We start from the raw sequence: 26,585 nt of genomic DNA, 5'->3' as shown, positions 1-26,585 counted from the left end.
CCTCTCATGCATCACATGACCCTGGCCGAGATCGCTCGCGGACTCGCCGACAAAAAGTTTTCCTCCGAAGAGCTGACCAAAACCCTGCTGGCGCGTATCGCCCAGCTGGACCCGCAGCTCAACAGCTTCATCAGCCTCACCGAAGAACTGGCCCTGAGCCAGGCCAAGGCTGCCGATGCCCGTCGCGCAGGCGGTGAGAGCGGTGCCCTGCTCGGCGCGCCGATTGCCCACAAGGACCTGTTCTGCACCCAGGGCATCCGCACCAGCTGCGGTTCGAAGATGCTCGACAACTTCAAGGCTCCCTATGACGCCACCGTGGTCGCCAGGCTGGCCGCTGCCGGGACCGTAACCCTGGGCAAGACCAACATGGACGAATTCGCCATGGGTTCGGCCAACGAGTCGAGCTACTACGGCGCAGTGAAAAACCCGTGGAACCTGGAACATGTACCGGGCGGTTCGTCCGGCGGTTCCGCCGCGGCCGTGGCAGCGCGCCTGCTGCCGGCCGCCACCGCCACCGACACGGGCGGCTCGATCCGCCAGCCGGCCGCATTCACCAACCTCACCGGCCTCAAGCCAACCTATGGCCGCGTGTCGCGCTGGGGCATGATCGCCTACGCGTCCAGCCTGGACCAGGGTGGCCCGCTGGCGCGCACCGCCGAAGACTGCGCGATCCTGCTGCAAGGCATGGCCGGCTTCGACCCGAACGACTCCACCAGCATCGACGAACCGGTGCCGGACTACAGCGCCGGCCTCAACGGTTCGCTGCAAGGCCTGCGTATCGGTGTGCCAGCAGAGTACTTCGGCGCCGGCCTTGACCCACGCATCGCCGACCTGATCCAGAACAGCATCAAAGAGCTGGAAAAACTCGGCGCGGTCATCAAGCAGATCAGCCTGCCGAACATGCAACACGCGATTCCTGCGTACTACGTGATCGCTCCGGCGGAAGCGTCCTCGAACCTGTCGCGCTTCGACGGCGTGCGTTTCGGCTACCGCTGCGAAAACCCGCAGAACCTGATAGACCTGTACAAGCGTTCCCGCGGCGAAGGCTTCGGCAGCGAAGTGCAGCGTCGGATCATGGTGGGCGCCTATGCGCTGTCCGCCGGCTACTACGACGCCTACTACCTCAAGGCGCAGAAGATCCGCCGCCTGGTGAAGAACGACTTCATGAATGCCTTCAACGAGGTCGACATGATCCTCGGCCCGACCACGCCGAACCCGGCCTGGAAACTCGGCGCCAAGAACAGCGACCCGGTGGCCGCCTACCTGGAAGACGTCTACACCATCACCGCCAACCTCGCCGGCCTGCCCGGCCTGTCCATGCCGGCCGGTTTCGTCGATGGCCTGCCGGTGGGCGTGCAACTGCTCGCGCCGTACTTCCAGGAAGGCCGCCTGCTCAACGTGGCGCACCAGTACCAGCTCAATACCGACTGGCACACTCGCACCCCAACCGGCTTCTGAGGAGAAACACATGCAATGGGAAGTCGTGATCGGGCTGGAGATTCATACCCAGCTCACCACCCGGTCGAAAATCTTTTCCGGCAGCGCCACCACGTTCGGCTCCGAGCCCAACACCCAGGCCAGCCTGGTCGACCTGGGCATGCCCGGCGTGCTGCCGGTGCTCAACGCCGAGGCGGTGCGCATGGCGGTGATGTTCGGCCTGGCGATTGACGCCGAGATCGGCCAGCACAACGTGTTCGCCCGCAAGAACTACTTCTACCCGGACCTGCCCAAGGGCTACCAGATCAGCCAGATGGAATTGCCGATTGTCGGCAAGGGCCACCTGGACATCGCCCTGGAAGACGGCACGGTCAAGCGCGTCGGCATCACCCGTGCCCACCTGGAAGAGGACGCCGGCAAGAGCCTGCACGAAGAATTCAACGGCGCCACTGGCATCGACCTGAACCGTGCCGGCACCCCGCTCTTGGAAATCGTCTCCGAGCCGGACATGCGCAGCGCCAAGGAAGCCGTGGCCTACGTCAAGGCGATCCACGCGCTGGTGCGTTACCTGGGCATCTGCGACGGCAACATGGCCGAAGGCTCGCTGCGCTGCGACTGCAACGTCTCGGTCCGGCCTAAAGGGCAGGTCGAATTCGGCACGCGCTGCGAGATCAAGAACGTCAACTCGTTCCGCTTCATCGAGAAGGCGATCAACAGCGAGATCCAGCGCCAGATCGAACTGATCGAGGACGGTGGCAAGGTCATCCAGCAGACCCGCCTGTACGACCCGAACAAGGACGAAACCCGTCCGATGCGCAGTAAAGAGGAAGCCAACGACTACCGTTACTTCCCCGATCCGGACCTGTTGCCAGTAGTCATCGAGGATTCTTTCCTCAATGACGTACGTGCCACGCTGCCCGAACTGCCACCGCAGAAGCGCGAGCGCTTCCAGGCGCAGTTCGGGCTGTCGAGCTATGACGCCAACGTCCTGGCCACCAGCCGCGAACAGGCGGATTACTTCGAGAAAGTCGTGAGCATCGGTGGCGACGCCAAGCTGGCGGCCAACTGGGTGATGGTCGAGCTGGGCAGCCTGCTGAACAAGCAGGGCCTGGAAATCGAAGACTCACCGGTTTCGGCCGAGCAACTGGGCGGCATGCTGTTGCGGATCAAGGACAACACCATCTCCGGCAAGATCGCCAAGATGGTGTTCGAAGCCATGGCCAACGGTGAAGGCAGCGCCGACGAGATCATCGACAAGCGCGGCTTGAAGCAAGTCACCGACACCGGGGCGATCAGCGCCGTGCTCGATGAAATGCTCGCGGCCAACGCTGAGCAGGTCGAACAGTACCGTGCGGCAGACGAAGCCAAGCGCGGCAAGATGTTCGGCTTCTTCGTCGGCCAGGCCATGAAAGCCTCCAAGGGCAAGGCCAACCCGCAACAGGTCAACGAACTGCTCAAAAGCAAGCTCGAGGGTTGAGTGCGATGGAGCCAGTCCGCAAGTCTGGCTCATTCCCCAGTGGCGAGGGAGCTTGCTCCCGCTGGGACGGTCCGACGCCTCGGGTGCAGCAGCCCCCGGGGTTTGCCTGCAGAAAGCCGGGGGCCGCTTCGCGCCCCAGCGGGAGCAAGCTCCCTCGCCACAATGTTTTTCACCACCACACTGATGTGGGAACCCCCTACATGAAGCGTCTCCTCGGCGCCTGCGCCCTGCTGTCCCTGTTGGCCGGTTGTGCCAGCCAGAGCGGGACGGTCGATCCACACGGCTACGACCAGACCGGCGTCGCCTCCTATTACGGTGCCAGGCATCACGGCAAACGCACCGCCAGCGGCGAGCGTTTCGACCAGCACAGCCTGACCGCCGCCCATCGCCAGTTGCCGTTCGGCACGCGGGTGAAAATCACCAACCTTGGCAACAATGACAGCGTCGTGGTCCGCATCAACGACCGTGGCCCGTATACGCGCGGGCGCTTGATCGACGTGTCCCGCGAGGCGGCCGAGCAACTGGGCATGTTGCGCACCGGCACCGCACGGGTGCGCGTGCAAGCCCTCGACGATTGACTGACGGAGCCCGGCCATTTCCCTACTTACCGCCCTGCCGTTGCTCAGCCTGATTGAACTGGCCGGCGGCCTGCTACTGCTGATCGCCGGCGCCGAGCTGCTGGTGCGCACCGCCGTCGGCCTGGCGGCACGCTTGCAAGTACGGCCGCTGATCATCGGCCTGAGCGTCGTCGCCTTAGGCAGCAGTGCGCCGCAAATGGCCGTCAGCCTGCAAGCGACCCTGGCGCATAACGCCGACATCGCCGTGGGCAGCGTGATCGGCAGCAGCATTTTCAACATCCTCGTCACGCTTGGTCTGTCGGCGCTGATCATCCCGTTGCGCGTCTCGCGCCAACTGGTGCGCCTGGACATCCCGCTGATGATCGGCGCCAGCCTGTTGGTGTTCGTGCTGGCCTGGAACGAAGAGCTGACCCGCCTGGACGGCGTCCTGCTGTTGATGGCGCTGGCGGTGTACCTGGGCCTGCTGCTGCGCCAGTCCCGGCACTCGGCGCGGCCCCATGCCGTAGACGTCGAGGGGGCGCGAGCGTCCTGGCTCAAGAGCCTGTCGATGATCGTGCTGGGCCTGGCGATGCTGATTTTCGCCGGGCACTTGTTGCTGGGCGCAGCCGTGGAAGTGGCGACGGACCTGGGGCTTTCAGAGCGGATCATCGGCCTGACCGTTGTCGCGGTCAGCACCTCGCTGCCAGAGCTCGCCACCTCGCTGATCGCCGCCCTGCGCGGCCAGCGGGACATCGCGGTGGGCAACGTGATCGGCAGCAATCTGTTCAACCTGCTGGGCGTGCTGGGGGTGACCGCCCTCGCCGCCCCGACACCGCTTTCAGTGTCGCCCAATGCCCTGGACTTTGACTTGCCGGTGATGCTCGGCGTCGCGGTGCTGTGCCTGCCGGTGTTCTATTCCGGCTATCGCGTCACCCGCGCCGAAGGTCTGCTGCTCCTGGGGCTGTACCTGGCCTATGGGCTGCACGTGGTGTCGTTCACCACTGGCATGCCGTTGGCCGGCCGCCTGGAACATCTGATGCTGTTCTACGTGCTGCCAACCCTGCTGGCCTTTTTGCTGTTCAGTTCCTTGCGCGCCTGGCGTCGCCAACATCACAAGAGGGATTTGCCATGACCGATACTCCGAAAACCGGCCTGGACATGCGTCGCCAGGTCATGGGCGATGCGTTCGTCGACCGTGCCCTGGGCAATGCCACCGAATTCACCCAACCGCTCCAGGACTTCGTCAATGAACATGCCTGGGGCAGCGTCTGGAGCCGCGAAGGCCTGCCGTTGAAAACCCGCAGCCTGATCACCCTCGCCGCCCTCACTGCGCTCAAGTGCCCACAGGAACTCAAGGGTCACGTGCGCGGAGCGCTGAACAACGGTTGCACGATGGAGGAGATACGGGAGGCACTGCTGCATTGCGCGGTGTATGCCGGCGTGCCGGCGGCGATCGATGCGTTTCGGGCGGCGCAGGAAGTGATCGATAGCTACCAGAAACCTGAGTGACCGACAGACCGCTATCGCGAGCAGGCTCGCTCCCACAGTGGGTCAGTGCTGAACACAAATTTTGTGTACACCATCAATCTACTGTGGGAGCGAGCCTGCTCCGGGCGGCGATCCGACGATTGGCCCTAAAGACCAGCGCAAACCAAGATTAAATCCACCCACCCCACTGCAACATAAAGATCCCGACATTGGTGGTGACCGCCGCCATCAACGTGGTGATGACGATGATCGCCGCCGCCAGTTCGTGGTTGCCCTCAGCCGCCCGGGCCATGACGAAGCTGGCGGCGGCGGTGGGGCTGCCGAAGTACAGGAACAGGATCCCCAACTCTGCCCCGCGAAAGCCCCAGAGCCAGGCGCCCAGGGTCGTCAGCAGCGGCAGGCCGACCATCTTCACCAGGCTCGAACTCAGGGCCATCTTCCCGCTCTTGCGCAGGACCGCCAGTGACAACGTGCCACCGATGCAAATCAGCGCCAGGGGCAAGGTCATCTGCGCCAGGTATTTGCCCGAGGTCTCGAGCCAGTTTGGCAGGCCGATCTTCCAATAGGCGAACGGCGCGGCAACGATCACGCTGATGATCAGCGGATTGCTGATCACACTTTTAAAGATGCTCCACGGATCGGACTTGATCACCGGGCTGTAGACCGCCAGCACGATGGTCGACAAGGTGTTGTAGAACAAGATCACCAGCGCCGCGAGAATCGCGCCCAGGGAAATCCCGTAGTCGCCGTACATGCTCGCCGCCAGTGCCAGGCCGATGACCCCGTTGTTGCCGCGAAACGCGCCCTGGGTATAAATGCCGCGATCCTCCCGCGGGCAACGCCAGATCGCCCAGCCCCAGGCCATGGCGAAACTCACCAGGGTAGCGATGGAGAAATAGATCAGCAGGTCCGGCTGCAAGGCCGCGTGCAGGTCGGCGTGGAGGATGCCGAGGAACAACAGCGCCGGCATGGTGACGTTGAACACCAGGGACGAGGCGATGTGGATGAAGTTGTCGTTGATCCAGTAGACGCGCTTGAGCAGCACCCCCAGAAACAGCATGGCAAACACCGGCGCGGTGATGTTCAGGGTTTCGAGGAAAATTGCCAGCATGCCGGGGGACCTTGAGAGGGATGTCGTTAGGTGGCTAATGATAAGCCACTCACGGCATTGGCGTCTGGAGAGACCGCTATCGCGAGCGGGCTCGCTCCCACATTTTTCTTCAGGGGCCGCAGAATCTGTACTCACCACGATTCCCTTGTGGGAGCGAGCCTGCTCGCGATAGCGGTGTCTGAGTCGACATCAATGTCGCATGCACAGCCGTCATCGCGAGCAGGCTCGCTCCCACAGGGGGGTAGTGATTGTCACCGGCTCAGGTAATCGGCGCCGGGTTGAACAGGGTAATGTCGTTGAACAACTTGTGCTGTTCTGCCCAGGTCTTTTTCTTGCCGCTGGCCACATCCAGGTAGTAGTGGAACAGCTCCCAACCCAACTCTTCGATCGTCGCCCGTCCGGTGGCAATCCGGCCGGCGTCGATATCGATCAGGTCCTGCCAGCGCTGGGCCAGTTCGGTACGGGTCGAGACCTTCACCACCGGCGCCATCGCCAGACCGTACGGCGTGCCGCGGCCGGTGGTGAACACGTGCAGGTTCATCCCCGCCGCCAGTTGCAAGGTGCCGCAGACAAAGTCACTGGCCGGTGTGGCACAGAAGATCAAACCCTTTTGCTTGAAGCGCTCGCCAGGGCCCAGCACGCCGTTGATCGCGCTGCTGCCGGACTTGACGATCGAGCCCAGGGATTTTTCGACAATGTTCGACAACCCACCCTTCTTGTTGCCGGGCGTGGTGTTGGCGCTGCGGTCGGCTTCGCCCTTGGCCAGGTAACGGTCGTACCAGTCCATTTCGCGAACCAATTCCTGGGCGACTTCCTGGGTTTGAGCCCGAGAGGTCAGCAGGTAGATCGCGTCACGCACTTCGGTGACTTCGGAAAACATCACCGTCGCGCCAGCGCGCAGCAGCAGGTCCGAGGCGTAGCCCAGCGCCGGGTTGGCGGTGATGCCGGAAAACGCATCGCTGCCACCGCACTGCATGCCCAGGATCAATTCCGAGGCCGGCACGGTCTCGCGGCGGCGCTGGTCGAGCTTCTTCAGGCGGGTCTCGGCCAATTCCATGATCTGCTCGATCATTTCGGTAAAGCCGTGGCTGGAGTCCTGCAAGCGATACAGCCACGGCTCGCTGAGGTCCACCGAGCTATCGTTGTCGTGCATCACCTGCCCGGCCTGCAATTTCTCACAGCCCAGGCTGATCACCAGCGCCTCGCCGCCCAGGTTCGGGTTGCGCGCCAGGTTGCGCACGGTGCGGATCGGGATGTACGCGTCGGTGGCGGTGATTGCCACGCCACAGCCATAGCTGTGGGTCAGCGCCACCACGTCATCGACGTTCGGATACTTGGGCAGCAATTCGTCCTTGATGCGCTTGACCGCATGATCGAGCACGCCGGTCACGCATTGCACCGTGGTGGTGATGCCCAGGATATTGCGCGTGCCGACGGTACCGTCGGCGTTGCGGTAGCCTTCGAAAGTGTAGCCTTCCAGCGGCGCATCGGCCGCCGGCACGTCGGTGGACAGCGGCAAGCTGTCCAGCGGCGGCGCGGTGGGCATGCGCAGCTGGTCTTCCTTGACCCAGCTGCCACGGGGGATCGGTTGCAACGCGTAGCCAATGACCTGGCCGTAGCGAATCACTTCGCCGCCCTCGGCAATATCCTGCAGCGTGACCTTGTGGCTCTGCGGCACAAAGTCCACGGTGACCAGGCCATCCGGGAGCTCGGTCCCGGCCGGTACGCCCTGGTCGTTGACGACGATCACCACGTTGTCCCGCTCGTGCAAGCGGATGTAACGGGGTGAGTCGGCATGTTCAATCAATTGCATTGCTGCCGCTCCTTCAGGATTTAGCTTCGGACAGACTGGAGATGCCGGCATCCTTGGCCGTAGGTTCCTTGAGCACGACACGCTTGATCGGCCCGACGATGACCAGGTAGCTGAACACTGCCACCAGCGCGTTGCAACCGACGAACACCAGTGCCCACTTGAACGAACCGGTGGCGCTGATGATGTAGCCGATGACAATCGGCGTGGTGATCGATGCCAGGTTGCCGAAGGTGTTGAACAGGCCACCGCTCAGACCGGCGATCTGTTTTGGCGAGGTATCGGACACCACGGCCCAGCCCAGCGCACCGACGCCTTTACCGAAGAAGGCCAGGGCCATGAAGCCCACCACCATCCACTCGATGTCCACGTAGTTGCACGCCACGATGCTGCTGGACACCAGCAGGCCGCCGATGATCGGTGCCTTGCGGGCGAAGGTCAGCGAGTGGCCCTTGCGCAGCAGGTAGTCGGAGATCACCCCGCCCAGCACACCACCGATAAACCCGCAGATCGCCGGCAGGGACGCAATGAAACCGGCCTTGAGGATGGTCATGCCGCGTTCCTGCACCAGGTACACCGGGAACCAGGTCAGGAAGAAGTAGGTGATGCCGTTGATGCAGTATTGGCCCAGGTACACGCCCAGCATCATGCGGTTGGTCAGCAGTTGGCGGATGTAATCCCACTTCGGACCGTCGGCCTTGGATTTCTTGCCCTTGTCCTGGTCCATGTCGACCATCGCGCCGTTGGCGGCGATGTGATTGAACTCGGCTTCGTTGATCATCGGGTGCTGGCGCGGGCTGTAGATCACCTTCAGCCAGATCAGCGAGAACACGATGCCGATCACGCCCATGACGATGAACACGTGCTGCCAGCCGAAGCGATAGACGATCCAGCCCATCAGCGGGGCGAACAACACGGTTGCAAAATACTGCGCCGAGTTGAAGATGGCCGAGGCGGTGCCGCGTTCCGCAGTCGGGAACCAGGCGGCGACGATACGTGCGTTGCCCGGGAAGGACGGCGCTTCGGCCAGGCCCACCAGAAAGCGCAGCATGAACAGCGCAACCACGGCCGTGGACATGCCGAATTCACCCACATAGCCTTGCAGCACGGTGAACAGCGACCAGGTGAAAATGCTCAGGGCATAGATTTTCTTCGACCCGAAGCGGTCGAGCAGCCAGCCGCCTGGAATCTGCCCGGCGACGTAGGCCCAGCCGAAGGCGGAGAAGATATAACCGAGGGTGACCGCGTCGATGCCGAGGTCTTTTTGCAAGCTAGAGCCTGCAATAGCGATGGTGGCGCGGTCGGCATAGTTGATCGTTGTCACCAGAAACAGCATGAGCAGGATCAAGTAGCGGACGTGCGTCGGCTTGGTCGCTTGCATGTAACAGTACTCCCACTATTTATTTTTATGCGGGTCAGCAGATTGTACGGCCGGGCTGGTTGGCCAGCCCGGCCGGTGTTGCAGTTACGAACCGATGTAGGCGGTCTTCACCACGGTGTAGAACTCTTGTGCGTAGCGACCTTGCTCACGCGAACCATAAGACGAACCTTTGCGCCCGCCGAACGGCACGTGGTAATCCACGCCGGCGGTCGGCAGGTTGACCATCACCATGCCCGCCTGAGAATGGCGCTTGAAGTGGTTGGCATACTTCAGGGAGGTCGTGGCGATACCGGCCGAGAGTCCGAACTCGGTGTCGTTGGCCATCGCCAGCGCCGCCTCGTAGTCCGCCACGCGTACCACGTTGGCGACCGGGCCGAAGATCTCTTCGCGGCTGATGCGCATCGAAGCTTCACTGTCGGCGAACAGCGTCGGCGCCAGGAAGTAACCCTCGGTGTCACAGGTCACCAGGCCACCACCGCTGACCAGCCGGGCACCTTCGCTCTGGCCGATGTCGATGTATTTCATGTCCTGGTTGAGCTGGGCTTCGGAGACGACCGGGCCGATGTCGGTGCCGGCCTTCAATGCGTGGCCGACCTTGATCGACTGCATGCGCTCGGCCATCGCCGCGACAAACTTGTCGTGGATGCCGGCGGTCACGATCAGGCGGCTCGACGCAGTGCAACGCTGGCCGGTGGAGTAGAACGCGCTCTGCACCGCCAGTTCGACGGCCTGCTTGAGGTCGGCGTCGTCGAGGATGATCTGTGGGTTCTTGCCGCCCATTTCCAACTGCACCTTGGCCTGGCGCGATACGCAGCTGACCGCGATCTGCCGTCCCACGCCCACGGAACCGGTGAAGCTGATGCCGTCGACTTTCGGGCTGTTGACCAGGATGTCACCGACCACACGGCCGCTGCCCATTACCAGGTTGAACGCACCGGCCGGGAAACCTGCGCGGGAAATGATTTCCGCCAGGGCCCAGGCGCAACCCGGGACCAGCTCGGCGGGCTTGATCACCACACAGTTACCGTAGGCCAGGGCCGGGGCGATCTTCCACGCCGGAATGGCAATCGGGAAGTTCCACGGGGTGATCAGGCCGACCACACCCAGGGCTTCACGGGTGACTTCGACGTTGACGCCCGGGCGCACCGACGGCACGTAGTCGCCGGACAGGCGCAGGCACTCGCCGGCGAAGAACTTGAAGATGTTGCCGGCGCGGGTCACTTCGCCGATGGCTTCGGGCAGGGTCTTGCCCTCTTCCCGGGCCAGCAACTGGCCGAGTTCTTCGCGACGGGCGAGGATCTCGCTACCGACTTTATCCAGCGCATCGTGACGGGCCTGGATGCCCGAGGTCGACCAGGCCGGGAATGCGGCGCGGGCCGCTTCGATGGCGGCGTTGACTTGCGCTGCGTCAGCCTTGGCGTATTCACCGATGACATCGGACAAATCGGACGGGTTGATGTTGGTGCAATAGTCGGCACCGGCTACCCACTGACCGTTGATGTAGTTATCGAAACGCTTTGCATCAGTCACGGATGCTCTCCTCACAAAAAGCCTTACGCAAAAAGCCGCTGATTGCTCAGCGGCTTTGTCGGGTCTGTTACTGCTTGCCTTGCTTGTCCATCAGCGCGGCCAGGGCTTCGTATTCTTCTGGCAGCAGGTCGGTCAGCGGGGTGCGCACAGGGCCTGCGTCGTAGCCGGCGATCTTGGCGCCCGCCTTGACGATGCTCACGGCATAGCCGGCCTTGCGGTTGCGGATGTCTAGGTACGGCAGGAAGAAATCGTCGATGATCTTGCCGACGGTCTCGTGATCGTCACGGGCAATGGCGTGGTAGAAGTCCATCGCGGTTTTCGGGATGAAGTTGAACACCGCCGAGGAGTAGACCGGCACGCCCAGGGCCTTGTAAGCCGCGGCATAGACTTCAGCAGTCGGCAAGCCGCCCAGATAGCTGAAGCGATCGCCGAGGCGACGACGGATCGACACCATCAGTTCGATGTCACCCAGGCCATCCTTGTAGCCGATCAGGTTCGGGCAGCGCTCGGCCAGTTGTTCCAGTTGCACCGCGTTCAGGCGGCAAACGTTGCGGTTGTACACCACCACGCCGATTTTTACGGATTTGCACACGGCTTCGACGTGGGCGGCAACGCCGTCCTGGCTGGCTTCAGTCAGGTAGTGCGGCAGCAAGAGCAGGCCCTTGGCACCCAGACGCTCGGCTTCCTGAGCGTATTCGATGGCCTGGCGGGTGGCACCGCCAACGCCGGCCAGGATTGGCACGCTGGTGGCGCAGGTGTCGACGGCCGTCTTGATGACTTGCGAGTACTCGCTGGCGGCCAGGGAGAAGAATTCACCGGTGCCACCCGCTGCGAACAAAGCAGAGGCGCCATACGGGGCCAGCCACTCGAGGCGCTTGATGTAGCTGTCGCGATTGAAATCGCCTTGGGCCGTGAAATCGGTGACCGGGAACGACAGCAGGCCGGACGAGAGGATGGACTTCAGTTCTTGTGGATTCATTATTCGAACACCCTGGGACGCAAATGGTATGTGTGAGAGTTAAGCTTCGGCCAGAAGTTGTAGGTCATCGTACAACTTAAAATGTAGACGTCAACTGTATTTCGTCTTTTGTGCGCCGCTGGACATCGTGCGTTCCTCTCCGAACGCCCTGGCACGAGGCTTGGCGCGCTTTCCCCGGTTTGATGAAACTTGCCTCGCCAGGGTATCGGACCGCTCATCGCGACTGTCAACTCTGTCAGTAGGCGCGGTGGCGCGTTGCAGGCATAACGCAGCAGTGGCCGTGCGACCGCCCGGCCGGGGTTTTTCTGGCTACCTATCTAACAGTGAGTCACCGTATGCGACGTGCACGGTCGCTCACAGGGAGAGACACCATGTCGAACTTTGCACTGCCCATCATCACCCAGTTCTCAGGCAACAAACCCGCCGAGAAGGTCACGATCAGCCTGTCGAAGCTGGGGGCCGATCTGGAAGTCCAGATTCCTGACTCGAATGAAATCTCCGCCGACTGGTCGGTCTATCCGATTCTCGGCGCCAACAAGGATCATCCCGACTGGTCCGGCCAGCAGGTGGCGGCCGGCACCTGGGACGATGCCAACGACGGCATGGTGAAACTGACGGGGCTCAAAGTCACCGTACCCAAGGCAGAACTGCAAAAGTACCTGGGCCGCCAGGTTGAACTGCGCTACCGGTTTGCCAACGAATCGGGGTATGACTTGTATTCCGATCCGTCGGTGAAGTTGAAGATCGAGCCGTAGGCGCTCGGGCACAGCGGCGGCTGACCCGACGCCATCGCGAGCAGGCTCGATCCCACAAGGGATTCGCGGCGGACCTCAACTCATGGCTCGCCGCGATCAACTGTGGGAGCGAGCCTGCTCGCGAAGAGGCCTTCACATTCAGCCTCTTCATTGACTGGCCCACCGCCATCGCGAGCAAGCTCGCTCCCACAAGGGGATTTGTGGCGGCCCTGAATTCAGGGACCACAGAAGATCCACTGTGGGAGCGAGCCTGCTCGCGATGGCGGTGGGTCGGCTGGCTAGATCTATGTGGCGAGGGAGCTTGCTCCCGTTGGGCTGCGCAGCAGCCCCCTCGCAATGAGCACTTCGCACTCAAGCGGGAGCAAGCCTCCTCGCCACTGATCAGCCCTGCGCCTGCGCCTCTTCATGGGCCTGGCGCAGCCGCTCGCGGCTGTTGGTCAGGTGCAGGCGCATGGCGGCACGGGCGGCGTCGGAGTCCTGGCGGGCGATGGCTTCGTAGATTTCCTCGTGCTCGCGGCTCAGGCGATCCATGTAGTGCTGTTGGTCGTCATGGGCCAGGCGCGCCGAGTTCAGCCGGGTGCGCGGGATGATGCTAGTGCCCAGGTGGGTCATGATGTCGGTGAAGTAACGGTTGCCGGTAGACAGGGCGATTTCCAGGTGGAAAGCGAAGTCCGAGGCCACCGCGTCGCTGGCGTGGGCCGCGCTTTCCTTCAAGGCGTCGAGGGCAGCGCGCATGGTCGCCAGCTGCTCGTCGCTACGGCGTTGCGCGGCCAGGCCGGCGGATTCCACCTCCAGACTGATGCGCAACTCCAGAACCGCCAGCACGTCACGCAAGGTGACCACCGTGGCCGGGTCAATGCGAAAGCCGCTCGGGCTCGGCGTGTCCAGCACGAAGGTGCCGATGCCGTGGCGAGTTTCCACCTGGCCGGCCGCCTGCAACCGGGAAATCGCCTCGCGCACCACGGTGCGGCTGACGCCATGGGCTTCCATGATCGCCGACTCGGTGGGCAATTTATCACCACGCTTGAGCAGGCCGTCGCGAATCTGCTCGGTCAGCACCGTCACCAGCTCCTGCGCCAGGCTGCGGCGCTTGCGGGGAAGGCGGGGTACGTTGATCGGGTTTTCCATGGGTCTGTGTCTCGGCAAGCGGCTGAATGCGCATCATCATAGCGCAACGTGGTTGTACGATCACCGTGGGGTGCAGCGAGTCCGTGTTGTTTGAGCCAGGCAATGGACCGGCGACCTTCATCGCGAGCAGGCTCGCTCCCACATTGGAGCAGTTGCGTACATTAGCACCCGGCTCACCACAAAACCCCTGTGGGAGCGAGCTTGCCCGCGATGGCGGTGGGTCAGCCACATCAATATCAACTGATCCATCGCTATCGCGAGCAAGCCCGCTCCCACAGGTTTTGCCTGCTCAGGCAGTCACGGCACGCTCCACCAACTGGCCATTTTCGATACGCACATGTCGTGGATGGAATCGTTTCAAACTGCTTCGGTGACCGACGCTGACGATACTCAGGCCCGGCAGTTGGTCGATCAACGCCTGATAGAGCGTCGCCTCGTCCTCTTCGTCCATCGCCGACGTGGCTTCGTCCATGTACAACCACTGCGGCGCATAAAGCAAGGCGCGGGCGAAAGCCAGGCGTTGCTGCTCGCCGGGCGAGAGCATGCGCTGCCAGTGGTTGGCTTCGTCCAGACGCTCCACCAGATGCGGCAGGCGGCATGTCTGCAGCACCTGTGCATAACGTTCCGCCGGGTAGATATCGGCAGGCTGTGGATAACTCAACGCATCGCGCAACGTGCCGATTGGCAGATAGGGCTTTTGCGGCAAAAACAGATAGCGCGCCGCCGGCAGCCTGATCACGCCGTGCCCCGCCGGCCACAGATGTCCCATCGCCCGGAACAGCGTGGATTTGCCGCTGCCCGAACGTCCGCTGAGCATTACTCGCTCGCCCGGCGCCACCGTCATTTCGGCGTCGCTGAGCAAATGGCGGCCATCCGCCAGGTCCAGCCCCAGGTTATGCACCTTCAGGGCATCGCCCTGGTTCTGCACATCGATGGCCGGCGCGCGCGCTTCGTTGTCGCTCATGGCCTGGCGGAAGCTCAGCAGACGATCGCAAGTGGCCCGCCAGGCAGCCAGATCGGCATAAGCGCTGATGAACCAACTGAAGTTTTCCTGCACATTGCCGAATGCCGAGTTGATCTGCATGAGCTCACCCAGCTGGATCTTGCCGGCGAAGTAGCGCGGCGCGGCGACGATGAACGGGAAGATGATGGCGATCTGGCCGTAGCCGGAGGTGAAGAAGGTCAGGCGCTTGGAGACCCGCATGATGTCCCAGAAGTTATGCCAGACCAGGCCGAAACGCCCGCTCAAACGCCTATTCTCGTTGGGTTCGCCGTTGTACAGCGCAATACTCTCGGCGTTCTCACGGACCCGCACCATGGAGAAACGCAGGTCGGCTTCGAAGCGTTGCTGGTTGTTGTTCAGGCCGATCAGGCGGCGGCCGATCAAATGCGTCAGCCAACTGCCCACCGCCGCGTACACCAGCGCGCACCAGAACATATAGCCGGGGATGGTGTAGCCGAACACTTCGATACTGCCGGACACACCCCACAGGATGATCGAGAACGACACCAGGCTGACCACGGTACGCAGCAAGCCCAGCCCCAGGCTCAGGGTGTTGGTGGTGAAGCTGTTGAGGTCTTCGGAAATCCGCTGGTCCGGGTTGTCGGTGTAGCCGCCCTGCTCCAGCCGGTAGTAATTCTTGTCACTGAGCCAGCGGGCGAAATGCTGCTCGGTGAGCCAGGCCCGCCAGCGAATGGTGAGCATCTGCGTCAGGTACAGGCGATAAACGGCGCCGAGGATCGCCACTGCGGCGATGCCGCAGAAATACAGAATCAACTGCCAGAACGCCTCGCTGTTCTTCTCCTGCAAGGCGTTATAGAAATCCTTGTACCAACTGTTGATCCACACTGAAATCGCCACGCTGAACAGCGACAGCGCAATGACGGCGATCAACAGCGTCCAGGCCTTGCCCTTCTCCTCACTGCGCCAGTACGGCGTGGTCATCTGCCAGACACGGCGGAAAAACTGCCCGCGCACCGCGTCATTGACCGCGGAATATTCAGCGTTCTGATTCATGGTTAAGGCTCGATAAAGAAAAGAACAGACTCGGGCCGATGATAAACAGCGGCCCGATTTATCGCGAGGGTGGACAACATCTGTTCAGCGCAGGTTCAGCGACGTACCGGACGCTTCTGCAATTTGCGCTGCAAGGTACGCCGGTGCATGCCGAGGGCGCGGGCAGTGGCGGAAATATTGCCTTCGTGCTCGGTCAGCACCCGCTGGATGTGCTCCCATTGCAGACGGTCCACCGACATAGGGTTCTCTGGCACCAGACTGTCGAGGTCGGCATGCTCGGACAGCAGCGCAGCCAGCACGTCGTCGGCATCCGCCGGTTTGCACAGATAGTTGCAGGCACCGCGCTTGATGGCCTCCACCGCCGTGGCGATGCTCGAATAGCCGGTGAGGATGACCACACGCATTTCCGGGTCCAGCTCCAGCAATTTGGGCAGCAGCACCAGGCCCGAGTCACCGTCCATCTTCAGGTCCAGGGCGGCATAGTCCGGCAGGTCGGCCTGGGCGATGCTCAGGCCCTCTTCGGCGGAGCCGGCGGTGCTGACGCGAAAGCCGCGACGTGACATGGCCCGGGCCATGACGCGGGTGAAGGTGGCGTCGTCATCCACCAGCAACAGGTGCGGCAGTTCTTCGCCGTCGACTTGGATCTCGTCACTCATATTCGTCTCCTCGGTCGGCACGGGGCAGGCGCAGCTCGGTGAGCGTGCCGCCTCCCTCATGTGGGTAGAGTTTCACCGAGCCGCCGGCGCGTGTCACGCTGGCCTTGCTCAAGAACAGGCCCAGGCCCAAGCCTTTGCCCTTGGTGGTAAAGAATGGCTTGCCGATCTGCTCGGCAATCGCCAGCGGCACACCGGCCCCGTGGTCACGGATGCAGATGGTCAGCTCATAGTCATCCCAATCCAACGCCACTTCCAGGCCTTCGGGGCAGGCATCGGCGGCGTTGTTCAACAGGTTCAGCAGGGCCTGGGTCAGGTCCGGCGGTGGCGCGATGCGCGGGACCACGCCCTTGCCCAGGTGTTGCAGACGATAACTGGCCTCCGGGCGCATCAGGTGCCAACGGTTCAGGGCTTCGTCGAGCCAGAAGGTCACGGCCTGCATGTCGATGTCCAGCCGCCGGTTGGCCTCGGCGGCCCGCACCAGGTATTGCAGGGTTTCCTTGCAGAGCTTGACTTGATCCTGCAACACGCTGAGGTCGTCCTGCAGCGCCGGGTCATGGTGATCCTGGCGCATTTCCTTGAGCAGCACGCTCATGGTCGCCAACGGCGTTCCCAACTCATGGGCGGCGCCGGCGGCCTGGGTCGCCACGGCCAGCAATTGCTCGTCGCGCAAGCCTTCTTCACGCCGGATGGCGCGCAGCTCTTCCTGACGGCGCAACTCCTCGGCCATGCGTGCCGCAAAAAAGGTGATGACCGCCGCGGCCAGGGCAAAACTCAGCCACATGCCATAGATTTGCAGGTTTTCCCGGGCGATGGGAAAGGTTTCCAGCGGGTAGAAGCGCGCCAGCAGCAGGGTATACAGCGCCAGGGCGATACCGGACAGGATCAACGAAAACCGCCACGGCAGCGTCACCGCCGCGATGGTCAGCGGCACCAGGTAATAAGACACGAAGGGGTTGGTCGAGCCCCCGGAGAAATACAGCAGCGCGCTGTGGATGAACAGATCACAGGCCAGTTGTACGGCGTATTCCAGCTCCGTGACCGGCCACGAAGTGCGCAGGCGCACGGCGGTCAGCGCACACAGCACACTGGAGCAGACCAGGGTGATCGCCAGTTGCAGCCAGGGCAGCGGCAACAGGTCGAACCAATAGGCCAGGCCCACGGAACCGGCCTGGGCAGCCAGGACCAGGATACGAATGAACGTCAGGCGCCAGAGGTTCTGGCGAGAGGCGGAAGTCAGTAGCAAAGGGGCGAGCATGAGCTCTCCTGATGAGCGCTCCAGGCGAATCGCACGGAGTATAACCAAGGCGTGGGCAACACAGGCAGATATGCGGCAAAGCGCCACAGCCTCTGAAATCTTGTACATCCCTGTGGCGAGGGAGCTTGCTCCCGCCGGCCTGCGTACCAGGCCCGTTCAATTCTCCCCCCATCAGGCCAGTTGCGACTGCTACGCAGTCGAGCGGGAGCAAGCTCCCTCGCCACAGGTTGCTCCGTGCCTTTCTGTATCTGTATAGAAGTTGTAACTGTGCGAACCGGATGGCAAACGCTAGAGTCTTATCGTTCACGCAGGCCCGGACCTCACCCCTGCGCCTCATCCCAAGGAGTTTTCATGTACACGTTCAGTCGCCCCGCTGCCCTCCTCGCCCTGAGCCTCGGCACTGTTGCCAGCCTGCCGGCCCTGGCCGCCGATGAGCTTCACTACAACCAGATTTCCCTGCGCGCCGAAGTCAGCCAGGAAGTGGCCCGCGACCTGATGATCGTCACCCTCTACACCGAGGAACAAAACACGGACCCGGCCAAACTCGCCGCGGCCGTCAGCACCACGCTGAACAAAGCCATCGGCCAAGCCAAGCAAGTCAAGGACATCACCCTGCGCCAGGGCAGCCGCAACAGCTACCCGATCTACGATGGCAAAGGTCAGAAAATCACCGGCTGGCGCGAACGCGCCGAACTGCGCCTGGAAAGTGCCGACTTCGCTGCGCTGTCCAAGCTCACCGGCGAATTGCTCAATGATATGAAGATGGGCGGCATGGACTTCGCCATCTCCACCACCACCCGCCAGACCAGCGAAGACGCCCTGCTCAAAGACGCGGTCAACGCCTTCAAGGCCCGCGCTCAACTGGCCACCGAGGCCCTGGGCGGCAAGGGTTACAAAATCGTCAACCTGAACTTGAACACCAACGGCTACCCGCAGCCTTACATGCGCGCACCGATGATGATGAAAAGCGGTGCCATGGATGCTGAATCGGTCACGCCGGACGTTGAAGCCGGAACCAGCAAAGTGATCATGACCGCCGATGGGTCGATTGAAGTATCGATGCAATAAAGAGGCATTGGCGGATCAATTGCCATTGCGTCAATTGATCCGCCGGATCGCGGGTTACTTCAACAATGCCACGGCGGACCGGGCGAGGTTGATGAACAACTCCTCATCCTGCGCATCGAAATCGCCATCATTGTCGGCGTCACCTTTCACATCCACCTTGTCGTACTTTCCGTCCTTCCTCGAAGAAGAAACAGACGTCGAAAAATCCAGCTCCTTGCCGGTATAGAACTCGAACAGCACCTCGGGGCTGCTGTCGCGATCAAGGTCTTCGATTGAAATGCGGATCTCTTTAGCGGCCATCGTCACACCTCTCCGTAGGGTCAGGTTATGGGGGCATCGCTACTCCCAAGAAGCGCGCCTCTAGCCACCTTATAACCACGCCCTCAAATATCTACTGTCAGAACTGTCAGGTGGATGGGTGCACAGTGAAAGACATCTCCTGTGGCGAGGGAGCTTGCTCCCGCTGGGTTGCGAAGCAACCCCATCCATGACATTCCGATATGCCGGTGGATTGAGTTGCTGTCTCGGGGTCTGCTGCGCAGCCCAGCGGGAGCAAGCTCCCTCGCCACGGGACGGTGCCCGCTTAACCCTGGGTCGCCGGCGCCTCAAGCTGATCCAGCGCCTTGTCCACCAGCAACTGGCACAACTCCACCAACTGCTGAATTCCCAACGCCACACTACGGCGCGTGCCCTCCACATCAAACGCCAGGTCCTCGGCCATGGCCTTGACCGAGGCCAACGTTTCGGAGGTGCTGGTCAGCAGCGTGTCGGTGTCCGCCTTGGCGGTGACCGAGAACAGACTGTCGATGCGCGAGTCGGAAGGAGGCTCTTGCGGGGGCTTTGGATTGAGGTAATGGTCCAAGGCACGCTCGGCGGCGGCGCGGTCTTTTAGGAGGTCTTCAATGGCGTCGAAGCCGGAAAGGGGGGTGGTTTTGTTGAAGGGTGGATCGGGGACTAACTTATCCATTTGCTTGTACCTATTGAGTGATGAAGGCCATCACTCGCCGTTTCTCACTCGGCAAAGTGGTGGCAGCTATGTGCAGGGGTGAGAAATCCGAGAATAGGTACTCGGCCAGACCGAGGTCTGCCCGCACACAGCCGCCATAACGCATCTACCGGCAGCGGATAAGCTGACGGCGATTATGCAGGTCTGAACGCTGTATGCCTATTAATCGGGTTTCTCACGCCCGGTCGCTGATTAGGCAGCGACAAGCAAAAGGTTAGAGACCTCACTTCCGACGGACAACCTTAAAAACTCGTGGGACGTTTCGTTGTAGGCCAGGCGATCCGTCCGACATCCCAAAGTGATCCCTACTCACCCAGACACACCTCAACCCGTGGCGAGGGAGCTTGCTCCCGCTGGGCTGCGAAGCAGACCCGAACCGGACACTTCGCAGAGAAGTCCTTGAGGATCCGCCCCTCTACAAATCCCCGATACACTCAATCGTCGAGCACCCTTTAAACTCGGGCCGACTATCAGACCGCCATCGCGAGCAGGCTCGCTCCCACAATGGATCGGGTTACAACCGCAAAGGATTGGTCGGCTGTCAGGCCGCCATCGCGAGCAGGCTCGCTCCCACAATGGATCGGGTCACAACCGCAAAGGATTGGTCGGCTGTCAGGCCGTCTTCGCGAGCAAGCCCGCTCCCACAATGGATCGGGTTACAACCGCAGAGGATTGGTCGGCTGTCAGGCCGCCATCGCGAGCAAGCTCGCTCCCACAATGGATCGGGTTACAACCGCAGGGAATTGGTCGGCTGTCAGGCCGCCATCGCGAGCAGGCTCGCTCCCACAATGGATCGGGTTACAACCGCAAAGGATTGGTCGGTTGTCAGGCCGTCTTCGCGAGCAAGCCCGCTCCCACAAGATTCAGGTACAGCCGGAAAAGCCAGGCCGACCGTCAGACCGCCTCGCTCTGGCTTTTGCTCTGGCTTTTGCTCTGGCTTTTGCTTTGGCTTTTGATCTTAGGCGCCCCGTTAACCACAAGGGCCGAACGCAGGCATTGCGTAGTGGGCAACCCGGCATGGATGCCGGGTTAGCCGCGCAGGGCCATGGATGGCCCATCGCGGCGGGCCCACGGAGCAATGCCGGAGTGAGGGGACGCCGAGCGTAAGCGAGGTGCCCAGTGGTGGGGCAAAGCGCTTTTGGTTACTTTTGGCGCTCTTCCAAAAGTGACCCGCCGTAAAGGCGGAACCTTAAGAAGCCGTTACCGCAGCAACGGATATGTATTCGGTCAAAAACCACGCAGCCCGCCAAACCGCCATCGCGAGCAGGCTCGCTCCCACAATGGGTCGGAGTACAACCGCAAAAACAAGTCGGCAATGAAACCGCCATCGCGAGCAAGCTCACTCCCACAATAGAAGCGGCGTACCGCCCAAATCCCAGGCCTATACCCAAACCCACCAGTCCCCCACACCTTTGGCTATTTCCCCACCTCCGCCCCAACCGCTACCCTCAAGAAAATCGTCACCACCAAGGGATCTCATGGACCGGAACACCCTCAAGCCACTCCTACTCACCATCGCCCTGATCACCAGCGCCCCCATGGCCCAGGCCGCCACCACCCTGGTCTACTGCTCCGAAGCCAGCCCCGCCGGGTTCGACCCCAGCCAATACACCAGCGGCACCGATTTCGACGCGTCGGCCGAAACCGTCTTCAACCGCCTCACCCAATTCAAGCGCGGCGGCACCGAGGTCGAGCCGGGGTTGGCGACGAGTTGGGAGGTGTCCGCCGACGGCCTGGTCTACACCTTTCACCTGCGTGAAGGCTTGAAATTCCACACCACCGACTATTTCACCCCCAGTCGCGACTTCAACGCCGACGACGTGCTGTTCACCTTCCAGCGACTGCTCGACCCGCAACACCCGTTCCGCCAGGCCTACCCCACCGAGTCGCCGTACTTCACCGACATGGGCCTGAACACCACCATCAAGAGCCTGGAGAAAGTCGACGAGCACACGGTGCGTTTCCATCTGAACACTGTCGACGCCGCGTTCGTGCAGAACCTGGCGATGAGTTTCGCCTCGGTGCAGTCCGCCGAATACGCCGGACAGTTATTAAAAGAAGGCAAGGCCGGCGAACTGAACCAGAAACCCGTCGGCACCGGGCGTTCGTGTTCAAGCGCTACCAGAAGGACTCGCAGATCCGCTACGCCGCCAATACCGCGTACTGGAAACCCGAGGACGTGAAGCTCGACAACCTGATTTTCTCCATCACCCCGGACGCCGCCGTGCGCCTGCAAAAGCTCAAGCGCGGCGAATGTCAGGTCAGCGGCTACCCGCGTCCGGCTGACATTGAAGTCATCGAGCAAGACCCGAACCTGCAAGTGCTCAGGCAACCGGGTTTCAACCTGGGCTTTCTGGCCTACAACGTGACGCACCCGCCGCTGGACCAACTCAAGGTCCGCCAGGCGCTGGATATGGCGATTGATAAGCCGGCAATCATCAAAGCCGTGTACCAGAGCGCCGGGCAACTGGCGCAGAACGCTTTGCCACCGGCGCAATGGTCGTTCGACCCGAGCATCAAGGACGCCCCCCATGACGTGACCAAGGCCAAGGCGCTACTCAAGGAAGCCGGGGTTGCGCCGGGTACCACCATCAATTTATGGGCGATGACGGTGCAGCGCGCTTCCAACCCCAACGCGCGAATGTCTGCGCAGATGATCCAGCAGGATTGGGCCAAGATCGGCATCAAAGCCAATATCGTCAGCTATGAATGGGGCGAATACATCAAGCGCGCAAAAAATGGCGAACATGACGCAATGATTTACGGCTGGACCGGTGATAACGGCGACCCGGACAACTGGCTGGGTGTGCTTTATAGCTGTGCGGCGATCAAGGGCAGCAACTACGCCAAGTGGTGCGACCCGGCATATGACCGCCTCATCCAGCAGGCCAAGGTCTCGACTGACCGCCAGCAACGCGTCGACCTGTACCAACAGGCGCAGAAAATCCTCAAGCACCAGGTGCCGATCACACCCATTGCCAACTCCACGGTCTTCCAACCGATAAACAGGAAAGTGGTGGATTTCAAACTCAGCCCGTTTGGCCTCACACCCTTCTACGGCGTGGGTTTGACGAAGTAACACCTGCCCCTTTCGGGTGCGCAGAAGGTCCGAAGCGCACCCGAAAGGGGCGCTCGACGCCCCAAAAAAACACTCGCAAACGGTCAACTGCGTCAGAAGTTATACAGATGCGACATTAAGGTACGTTCGTGCCACTGTTTCAGACTTGCGACCGCTCTGGATCTTGCATTGGGTATGGGGCCTGCATAAGTATCCGCAGGACGACTCACGAGGTCGCCCTCAAAATCCAAAAATGACAACAAATCATGAGGCCAACATGCTTAAACACGCGGTCATTCCGTTTTTAGTCGGCGCGAGCCTATTAGCCAGCGCACCCTTCGCCCAAGCCGCGACTAACCTGGTGTTCTGCTCCGAAGGGAGCCCGGCCGGTTTCGACCCAGGTCAATACACCACCGGAACCGACTTCGACGCCTCTGCAGAAACCATGTTCAACCGCCTGACCCAGTTCGAGCGTGGCGGCACCGCCGTGATTCCTGGTCTGGCGACCAAATGGGACATTTCCGAAGACGGCCTGAGCTACACCTTCCACCTGCGTGAAGGTGTCAAGTTCCACACCACCCCGTACTTCAAGCCGACTCGTGAGTTCAACGCCGACGACGTGCTGTTCACCTTCAATCGCATGATCAACAAGGACGACCCGTTCCGTAAGGCGTACCCGACCGAATTCCCGTACTTCACCGACATGGGGATGGACACCAACATCACCAAGATCGAGAAAGTCGACGACCACACCGTCAAGTTCACCCTCAAGGACGTTGACGCCGCGTTCATCCAGAACATGGCCATGAGCTTCGCCTCGATCCAGTCCGCCGAGTACGCAGCCCAACTGCTCAAGGACGGCAAGGCTCCGGACATCAACCAGAAGCCTGTCGGCACTGGCCCGTTCGTGTTCAAGAGCTACCAGAAAGACTCCAACATCCGCTACACCGGGAACAAGGACTACTGGAACCCTTCCGACGTGAAGATCGACAACCTGATCTTCGCCATCACCACCGACCCGTCGGTGCGTATCCAGAAGCTGAAGAAGAACGAGTGCCAGGTCACCCTGTTCCCGCGTCCCGCCGACCTCAAGGCGCTGAAGGACGACAAGGCCCTGAAGATGCCTGACCAGGCCGGCTTCAACCTGGGCTACATCGCCTACAACGTGATGGACAAGATCAAGGGCAGCAACGAGCCGAACGTGCTCGCCAACCTGAAGGTCCGCCAGGCGCTGGACATGGCGGTCAACAAGCCGCAGATCATCGACTCGGTTTACCAGGGCGCCGGCCAGCTGGCCGTCAACGCCATGCCACCGACCCAATGGTCCTATGACACCACCATCAAGGACGCCAAGTACGACCCTGAGAAAGCCAAGGAGCTGCTCAAGGAAGCCGGCGTCAAGGAAGGCACCAACATCACCCTGTGGGCGATGCCGGTCCAGCGTCCGTACAACCCGAACGCCAAGCTGATGGCTGAGATGCTCCAGTCCGACTGGAAGAAAATCGGCCTGAACGTAAACATCGTCAGCTACGAGTGGGGCGAGTACATCAAGCGTTCCAAAGGCGGTGAAAACCAAGCCATGATCATCGGCTGGAGCGGTGACAACGGTGACCCGGACAACTGGCTCAACGTGCTGTTCGGTTGCGACTCCCTGAGTGGCAACAACTTCTCCAAATGGTGTGACAAGAAGTTCGATGGTCTGGTCAAGGAAGCCAAGCGCACCACCGACCAGGCCAAACGCACTGAACTCTACAAACAGGCACAACACGTCCTCAAGGACGCGGTGCCGATGACACCTATCGCTCACTCGACGGTATATCAACCCATGCGCGCCAACGTGCAGGACTTCAAGATCAGCCCGTTCGGCTTGAACTCCTTCTACGGCGTCAGCGTCAGCAACTAAAGCGAACGCTGGTGAGGGAGCCTGCTCCCTCGCCACCGTTGCTTCATGCCAAGACCCGGGAAATCGCCTACATCCAAAAGCACTGCGGACCACAGCAGTTGGTTTCGGACGTATCGCCTTTTCCCACAAGTCTTTCAGGCTTTACGCATTTACTGCCTGGCCCGCGGCTCCTACCGTCGGGACCTGGACAACTTGCTGGCCTTGCGGCATCGCAACGCATTGGATTGAGCTCAGCGCCCCGACCTGTCCCCGGAAGGACACCGGCGCACTGTTAAAACACCCCGAATGAGAGAGGGAACGTCATGCGTCACACCTTGGTTTTTTCCGCATTGCTGGCCGCTACGTCACTGGCCCAGGCCGCTGAAGGCAGCCTGGTGTTCTGTTCCGAAGGCAGCCCCGCCGGTTTCGATACCGCGCAATACACCACGGCCACCGACAACGATGCCGCCGAACCGCTGTATAACCGCCTGGCCGAGTTCGAAAAGGGCGCGACCAATGTGGTCCCAGGCCTGGCGACAAGCTGGGATATTTCCGAAGACGGCCTGACGTACACCTTTCACCTGCGCGAAGGGGTGAAGTTCCATACCACCGATTACTTCAAGCCGACCCGTGACTTCAACGCCGACGATGTGTTGTTCACCTTCAATCGCATGCTTGACCCGCAGCATCCGTTCCGCAAGGCCTACCCCACCGAGTTCCCGTACTTCAACGGCATGAGCCTGAACAAGAACATTGCCAAGGTGGAAAAGACCGGACCGCTGACCGTGGTCATGACCCTCAACAGTGTCGACGCCGCGTTTATCCAGAACATTGCCATGAGTTTTGCCGCGATCCTTTCGGCCGAATACGCCGACCAGTTGCTCAAGAGCGGCAAGCCGAGCGACATCAACCAGAAACCGATCGGCACCGGGCCGTTCGAGTTCAAGAGTTACCAGAAAGATTCCAACATCCGCTACGTCGCCAATACTCAGTACTGGGCGCCGGAACGGGTCAAGCTCAAGAATCTGATCTTCTCCATCAACACCGATGCCTCGGTCCGGGTGCAGAAGCTCAAGGCCAACGAATGCCAGATCACTCTGCACCCGCGCCCGGCCGATGTGCCGGCGCTCAAGAGCGACCCCAAGCTGCAACTGATCGAGAAGCCCGGCTTCAACCTCGGCTACATTGCCTACAACACCCGCCACAAGCCATTCGACCAGGTCGAAGTGCGACGGGCGCTGGACATGGCGGTGAACAAGCAGGGCATTCTCAATGCCGTGTACCAGGGCGCAGGGCAACTGGCGGTCAACGCCATGCCACCGACCCAGTGGTCCTATGACGACACCATCAAGGACACCGCCTACAACCCGGAAAAAGCCAGGGAGCTGCTCAAGGCCGCCGGCGTCAAGGAAGGCACCGAGATTACACTCTGGGCCATGCCCGTTCAGCGCCCGTACAACCCCAACGCCAAGCTGATGGCCGAGATGCTCCAGGCCGACTGGGCAAAGATCGGCTTGAAAGTGAATATCGTCAGCTACGAATGGGGCGAGTACATCAAGCGCACCAAAAACGGCGAGCACGACATCAGCCTGATCGGCTGGACCGGCGACAACGGCGACCCGGACAACTGGCTGGGCACGCTGTACAGCTGTGATGCCATTGGCGGTAACAACTACTCGATGTGGTGTGATCAGGATTACGACAAGTTGATCAAGCAGGCCAAGGTCGTCACCGACCGTGACCAGCGCACCGTGCTCTACAAACAGGCCCAGCAGTTGCTCAAGCAGCAAGTGCCGATCACCCCTGTTGCCCACTCCACGGTCAACCAGCCGCTGAGTGCCAAAGTCGAAGGGTTCAAAGTCAGCCCCTTCGGTCGCAACGTGTTCTCGGGCGTCAGCCTGAACCCATAACCGATTAGCCCTACAGCGAGAGCCCTCAGGGGCTCTCACGCAGACGTCTTGCCTGAATTCACCGATCAGGCGCCATGCAA

20 protein-coding genes and 1 pseudogene are annotated in these 26,585 nt (G+C 61.4%); 10 read left to right on the top strand and 11 right to left on the bottom strand.

Features of this window, described 5'->3' with window-relative positions:
- Nucleotides 1-6: 6 nt before the first annotated feature.
- The 5 genes from gatA to ACLEJQ_RS07920 all read left to right on the top strand — a co-directional run bounded on the left by gatA (nucleotide 7) and on the right by ACLEJQ_RS07920 (nucleotide 4,980).
- Nucleotides 7-1,458 carry an Asp-tRNA(Asn)/Glu-tRNA(Gln) amidotransferase subunit GatA gene (gene gatA / locus ACLEJQ_RS07940; protein WP_440793764.1) on the top strand — a complete coding sequence of 484 codons (1,452 nt, stop codon included), beginning with the start codon at nucleotides 7-9 and terminating at the stop codon, nucleotides 1,456-1,458.
- A gap of 10 nt (nucleotides 1,459-1,468) precedes the next feature.
- Complete coding sequence (gene gatB / locus ACLEJQ_RS07935; protein ID WP_440793762.1) at nucleotides 1,469-2,914, top strand: Asp-tRNA(Asn)/Glu-tRNA(Gln) amidotransferase subunit GatB; 1,446 nt, start codon at nucleotides 1,469-1,471, stop codon at nucleotides 2,912-2,914.
- 200 nt (nucleotides 2,915-3,114) lie between these two features.
- A complete protein-coding gene (locus tag ACLEJQ_RS07930; RefSeq protein WP_047699503.1) occupies nucleotides 3,115-3,492 on the top strand; it encodes a septal ring lytic transglycosylase RlpA family protein in 378 nt (125 codons plus the stop codon).
- Between the two features lie 49 nt (nucleotides 3,493-3,541).
- Complete coding sequence (locus tag ACLEJQ_RS07925) at nucleotides 3,542-4,603, top strand: calcium/sodium antiporter (RefSeq protein WP_440793958.1); 1,062 nt, start codon at nucleotides 3,542-3,544, stop codon at nucleotides 4,601-4,603.
- Complete coding sequence (locus ACLEJQ_RS07920; RefSeq protein ID WP_440793760.1) at nucleotides 4,600-4,980, top strand: carboxymuconolactone decarboxylase family protein; 381 nt, start codon at nucleotides 4,600-4,602, stop codon at nucleotides 4,978-4,980. The genes ACLEJQ_RS07925 and ACLEJQ_RS07920 overlap by 4 nt, the downstream gene beginning before the upstream one ends.
- A gap of 148 nt (nucleotides 4,981-5,128) precedes the next feature.
- Here ACLEJQ_RS07920 and ACLEJQ_RS07915 read toward each other — a convergent pair whose 3' ends face one another.
- The 5 genes from ACLEJQ_RS07915 to kdgD form a co-directional block, all read right to left on the bottom strand.
- Nucleotides 5,129-6,070 (bottom strand): AEC family transporter, encoded by a 942-nt coding sequence (locus tag ACLEJQ_RS07915; RefSeq protein ID WP_440793758.1) that lies wholly within the window; start codon nucleotides 6,068-6,070, stop codon nucleotides 5,129-5,131.
- Between the two features lie 259 nt (nucleotides 6,071-6,329).
- Nucleotides 6,330-7,883: a galactarate dehydratase gene (gene garD, locus ACLEJQ_RS07910; RefSeq protein WP_440793756.1), complete on the bottom strand. Its 1,554-nt coding sequence runs from the start codon at nucleotides 7,881-7,883 to the stop codon at nucleotides 6,330-6,332.
- A 13-nt stretch (nucleotides 7,884-7,896) separates the two neighbouring features.
- Nucleotides 7,897-9,261: an MFS transporter gene (locus ACLEJQ_RS07905; protein ID WP_440793754.1), complete on the bottom strand. Its 1,365-nt coding sequence runs from the start codon at nucleotides 9,259-9,261 to the stop codon at nucleotides 7,897-7,899.
- An 84-nt stretch (nucleotides 9,262-9,345) separates the two neighbouring features.
- Nucleotides 9,346-10,791 carry an aldehyde dehydrogenase family protein gene (locus ACLEJQ_RS07900; RefSeq protein WP_440793752.1) on the bottom strand — a complete coding sequence of 482 codons (1,446 nt, stop codon included), beginning with the start codon at nucleotides 10,789-10,791 and terminating at the stop codon, nucleotides 9,346-9,348.
- Nucleotides 10,792-10,858: 67 nt separating this feature from the next.
- Nucleotides 10,859-11,770, bottom strand: coding sequence for a 5-dehydro-4-deoxyglucarate dehydratase (gene kdgD, locus ACLEJQ_RS07895; protein WP_144922743.1), 912 nt, complete (start codon nucleotides 11,768-11,770; stop codon nucleotides 10,859-10,861).
- Between the two features lie 371 nt (nucleotides 11,771-12,141).
- Here kdgD and ACLEJQ_RS07890 point away from each other — a divergent pair, with 371 nt between their 5' ends.
- On the top strand, nucleotides 12,142-12,525 hold the full coding sequence (locus ACLEJQ_RS07890) for a hypothetical protein (RefSeq protein ID WP_440793750.1): 384 nt from the start codon (nucleotides 12,142-12,144) through the stop codon (nucleotides 12,523-12,525).
- A gap of 381 nt (nucleotides 12,526-12,906) precedes the next feature.
- Here the strand turns inward: ACLEJQ_RS07890 and ACLEJQ_RS07885 are convergent, their stop codons facing one another.
- The 4 genes from ACLEJQ_RS07885 to ACLEJQ_RS07870 form a co-directional block, all read right to left on the bottom strand.
- Nucleotides 12,907-13,653, bottom strand: coding sequence for a FadR/GntR family transcriptional regulator (locus ACLEJQ_RS07885; protein WP_245139665.1), 747 nt, complete (start codon nucleotides 13,651-13,653; stop codon nucleotides 12,907-12,909).
- Nucleotides 13,654-13,942: 289 nt separating this feature from the next.
- A complete protein-coding gene (locus tag ACLEJQ_RS07880; RefSeq protein WP_440793748.1) occupies nucleotides 13,943-15,670 on the bottom strand; it encodes an ABC transporter ATP-binding protein/permease in 1,728 nt (575 codons plus the stop codon).
- 95 nt (nucleotides 15,671-15,765) lie between these two features.
- Nucleotides 15,766-16,326 carry a response regulator transcription factor gene (locus tag ACLEJQ_RS07875; protein WP_440793746.1) on the bottom strand — a complete coding sequence of 187 codons (561 nt, stop codon included), beginning with the start codon at nucleotides 16,324-16,326 and terminating at the stop codon, nucleotides 15,766-15,768.
- Complete coding sequence (locus ACLEJQ_RS07870) at nucleotides 16,319-17,581, bottom strand: ATP-binding protein (protein WP_440793744.1); 1,263 nt, start codon at nucleotides 17,579-17,581, stop codon at nucleotides 16,319-16,321. The genes ACLEJQ_RS07875 and ACLEJQ_RS07870 overlap by 8 nt, the downstream gene beginning before the upstream one ends.
- 351 nt (nucleotides 17,582-17,932) lie before the next feature.
- On the opposite strand from ACLEJQ_RS07870, the gene ACLEJQ_RS07865 reads away from it, so the two are divergent.
- Entirely contained in the window at nucleotides 17,933-18,649 is a 717-nt protein-coding gene (locus tag ACLEJQ_RS07865; RefSeq protein ID WP_440793742.1) for an SIMPL domain-containing protein, read from the top strand.
- Between the two features lie 54 nt (nucleotides 18,650-18,703).
- Here ACLEJQ_RS07865 and ACLEJQ_RS07860 read toward each other — a convergent pair whose 3' ends face one another.
- Nucleotides 18,704-18,949, bottom strand: a complete 246-nt coding sequence (locus tag ACLEJQ_RS07860; RefSeq protein ID WP_440793740.1) for a hypothetical protein — start codon at nucleotides 18,947-18,949, stop codon at nucleotides 18,704-18,706.
- 283 nt (nucleotides 18,950-19,232) lie between these two features.
- Nucleotides 19,233-19,616 (bottom strand): DUF6124 family protein, encoded by a 384-nt coding sequence (locus tag ACLEJQ_RS07855; RefSeq protein ID WP_440793738.1) that lies wholly within the window; start codon nucleotides 19,614-19,616, stop codon nucleotides 19,233-19,235.
- Between the two features lie 1,517 nt (nucleotides 19,617-21,133).
- On the opposite strand from ACLEJQ_RS07855, the pseudogene ACLEJQ_RS07850 reads away from it, so the two are divergent.
- From ACLEJQ_RS07850 to ACLEJQ_RS07840, 3 genes and pseudogenes are all read left to right on the top strand, one after another.
- Nucleotides 21,134-22,734, top strand: a pseudogene (locus tag ACLEJQ_RS07850) (ABC transporter substrate-binding protein).
- Nucleotides 22,735-22,990: 256 nt separating this feature from the next.
- Nucleotides 22,991-24,616: an ABC transporter substrate-binding protein gene (locus ACLEJQ_RS07845; RefSeq protein WP_440793736.1), complete on the top strand. Its 1,626-nt coding sequence runs from the start codon at nucleotides 22,991-22,993 to the stop codon at nucleotides 24,614-24,616.
- A 302-nt stretch (nucleotides 24,617-24,918) separates the two neighbouring features.
- Complete coding sequence (locus tag ACLEJQ_RS07840) at nucleotides 24,919-26,505, top strand: ABC transporter substrate-binding protein (protein WP_440793734.1); 1,587 nt, start codon at nucleotides 24,919-24,921, stop codon at nucleotides 26,503-26,505.
- Nucleotides 26,506-26,585 lie beyond the last annotated feature (80 nt).

Source organism: Pseudomonas sp. SMV71, assembly GCF_052042015.1.
Classification (GTDB): Bacteria; Pseudomonadota; Gammaproteobacteria; order Pseudomonadales; family Pseudomonadaceae; genus Aquipseudomonas.
Note: the sequence above shows the minus strand (reverse complement) of the source record. Positions and strands in the feature narration are given on the sequence as shown.

Coding starts and splice junctions, on each gene's coding strand:
- gatA (WP_440793764.1), top strand. CDS start 7: ATGCATCACATGACCCTGGCCGAGATCGCTCGCGGACTCGCCGACAAA.
- gatB (WP_440793762.1), top strand. CDS start 1,469: ATGCAATGGGAAGTCGTGATCGGGCTGGAGATTCATACCCAGCTCACC.
- ACLEJQ_RS07930 (WP_047699503.1), top strand. CDS start 3,115: ATGAAGCGTCTCCTCGGCGCCTGCGCCCTGCTGTCCCTGTTGGCCGGT.
- ACLEJQ_RS07920 (WP_440793760.1), top strand. CDS start 4,600: ATGACCGATACTCCGAAAACCGGCCTGGACATGCGTCGCCAGGTCATG.
- ACLEJQ_RS07915 (WP_440793758.1), bottom strand. CDS start 6,070: ATGCTGGCAATTTTCCTCGAAACCCTGAACATCACCGCGCCGGTGTTT.
- garD (WP_440793756.1), bottom strand. CDS start 7,883: ATGCAATTGATTGAACATGCCGACTCACCCCGTTACATCCGCTTGCAC.
- ACLEJQ_RS07905 (WP_440793754.1), bottom strand. CDS start 9,261: ATGCAAGCGACCAAGCCGACGCACGTCCGCTACTTGATCCTGCTCATG.
- kdgD (WP_144922743.1), bottom strand. CDS start 11,770: ATGAATCCACAAGAACTGAAGTCCATCCTCTCGTCCGGCCTGCTGTCG.
- ACLEJQ_RS07890 (WP_440793750.1), top strand. CDS start 12,142: ATGTCGAACTTTGCACTGCCCATCATCACCCAGTTCTCAGGCAACAAA.
- ACLEJQ_RS07885 (WP_245139665.1), bottom strand. CDS start 13,653: ATGGAAAACCCGATCAACGTACCCCGCCTTCCCCGCAAGCGCCGCAGC.
- ACLEJQ_RS07880 (WP_440793748.1), bottom strand. CDS start 15,670: ATGAATCAGAACGCTGAATATTCCGCGGTCAATGACGCGGTGCGCGGG.
- ACLEJQ_RS07875 (WP_440793746.1), bottom strand. CDS start 16,326: ATGAGTGACGAGATCCAAGTCGACGGCGAAGAACTGCCGCACCTGTTG.
- ACLEJQ_RS07870 (WP_440793744.1), bottom strand. CDS start 17,581: ATGCTCGCCCCTTTGCTACTGACTTCCGCCTCTCGCCAGAACCTCTGG.
- ACLEJQ_RS07865 (WP_440793742.1), top strand. CDS start 17,933: ATGTACACGTTCAGTCGCCCCGCTGCCCTCCTCGCCCTGAGCCTCGGC.
- ACLEJQ_RS07860 (WP_440793740.1), bottom strand. CDS start 18,949: ATGGCCGCTAAAGAGATCCGCATTTCAATCGAAGACCTTGATCGCGAC.
- ACLEJQ_RS07855 (WP_440793738.1), bottom strand. CDS start 19,616: ATGGATAAGTTAGTCCCCGATCCACCCTTCAACAAAACCACCCCCCTT.
- ACLEJQ_RS07845 (WP_440793736.1), top strand. CDS start 22,991: ATGCTTAAACACGCGGTCATTCCGTTTTTAGTCGGCGCGAGCCTATTA.
- ACLEJQ_RS07840 (WP_440793734.1), top strand. CDS start 24,919: ATGCGTCACACCTTGGTTTTTTCCGCATTGCTGGCCGCTACGTCACTG.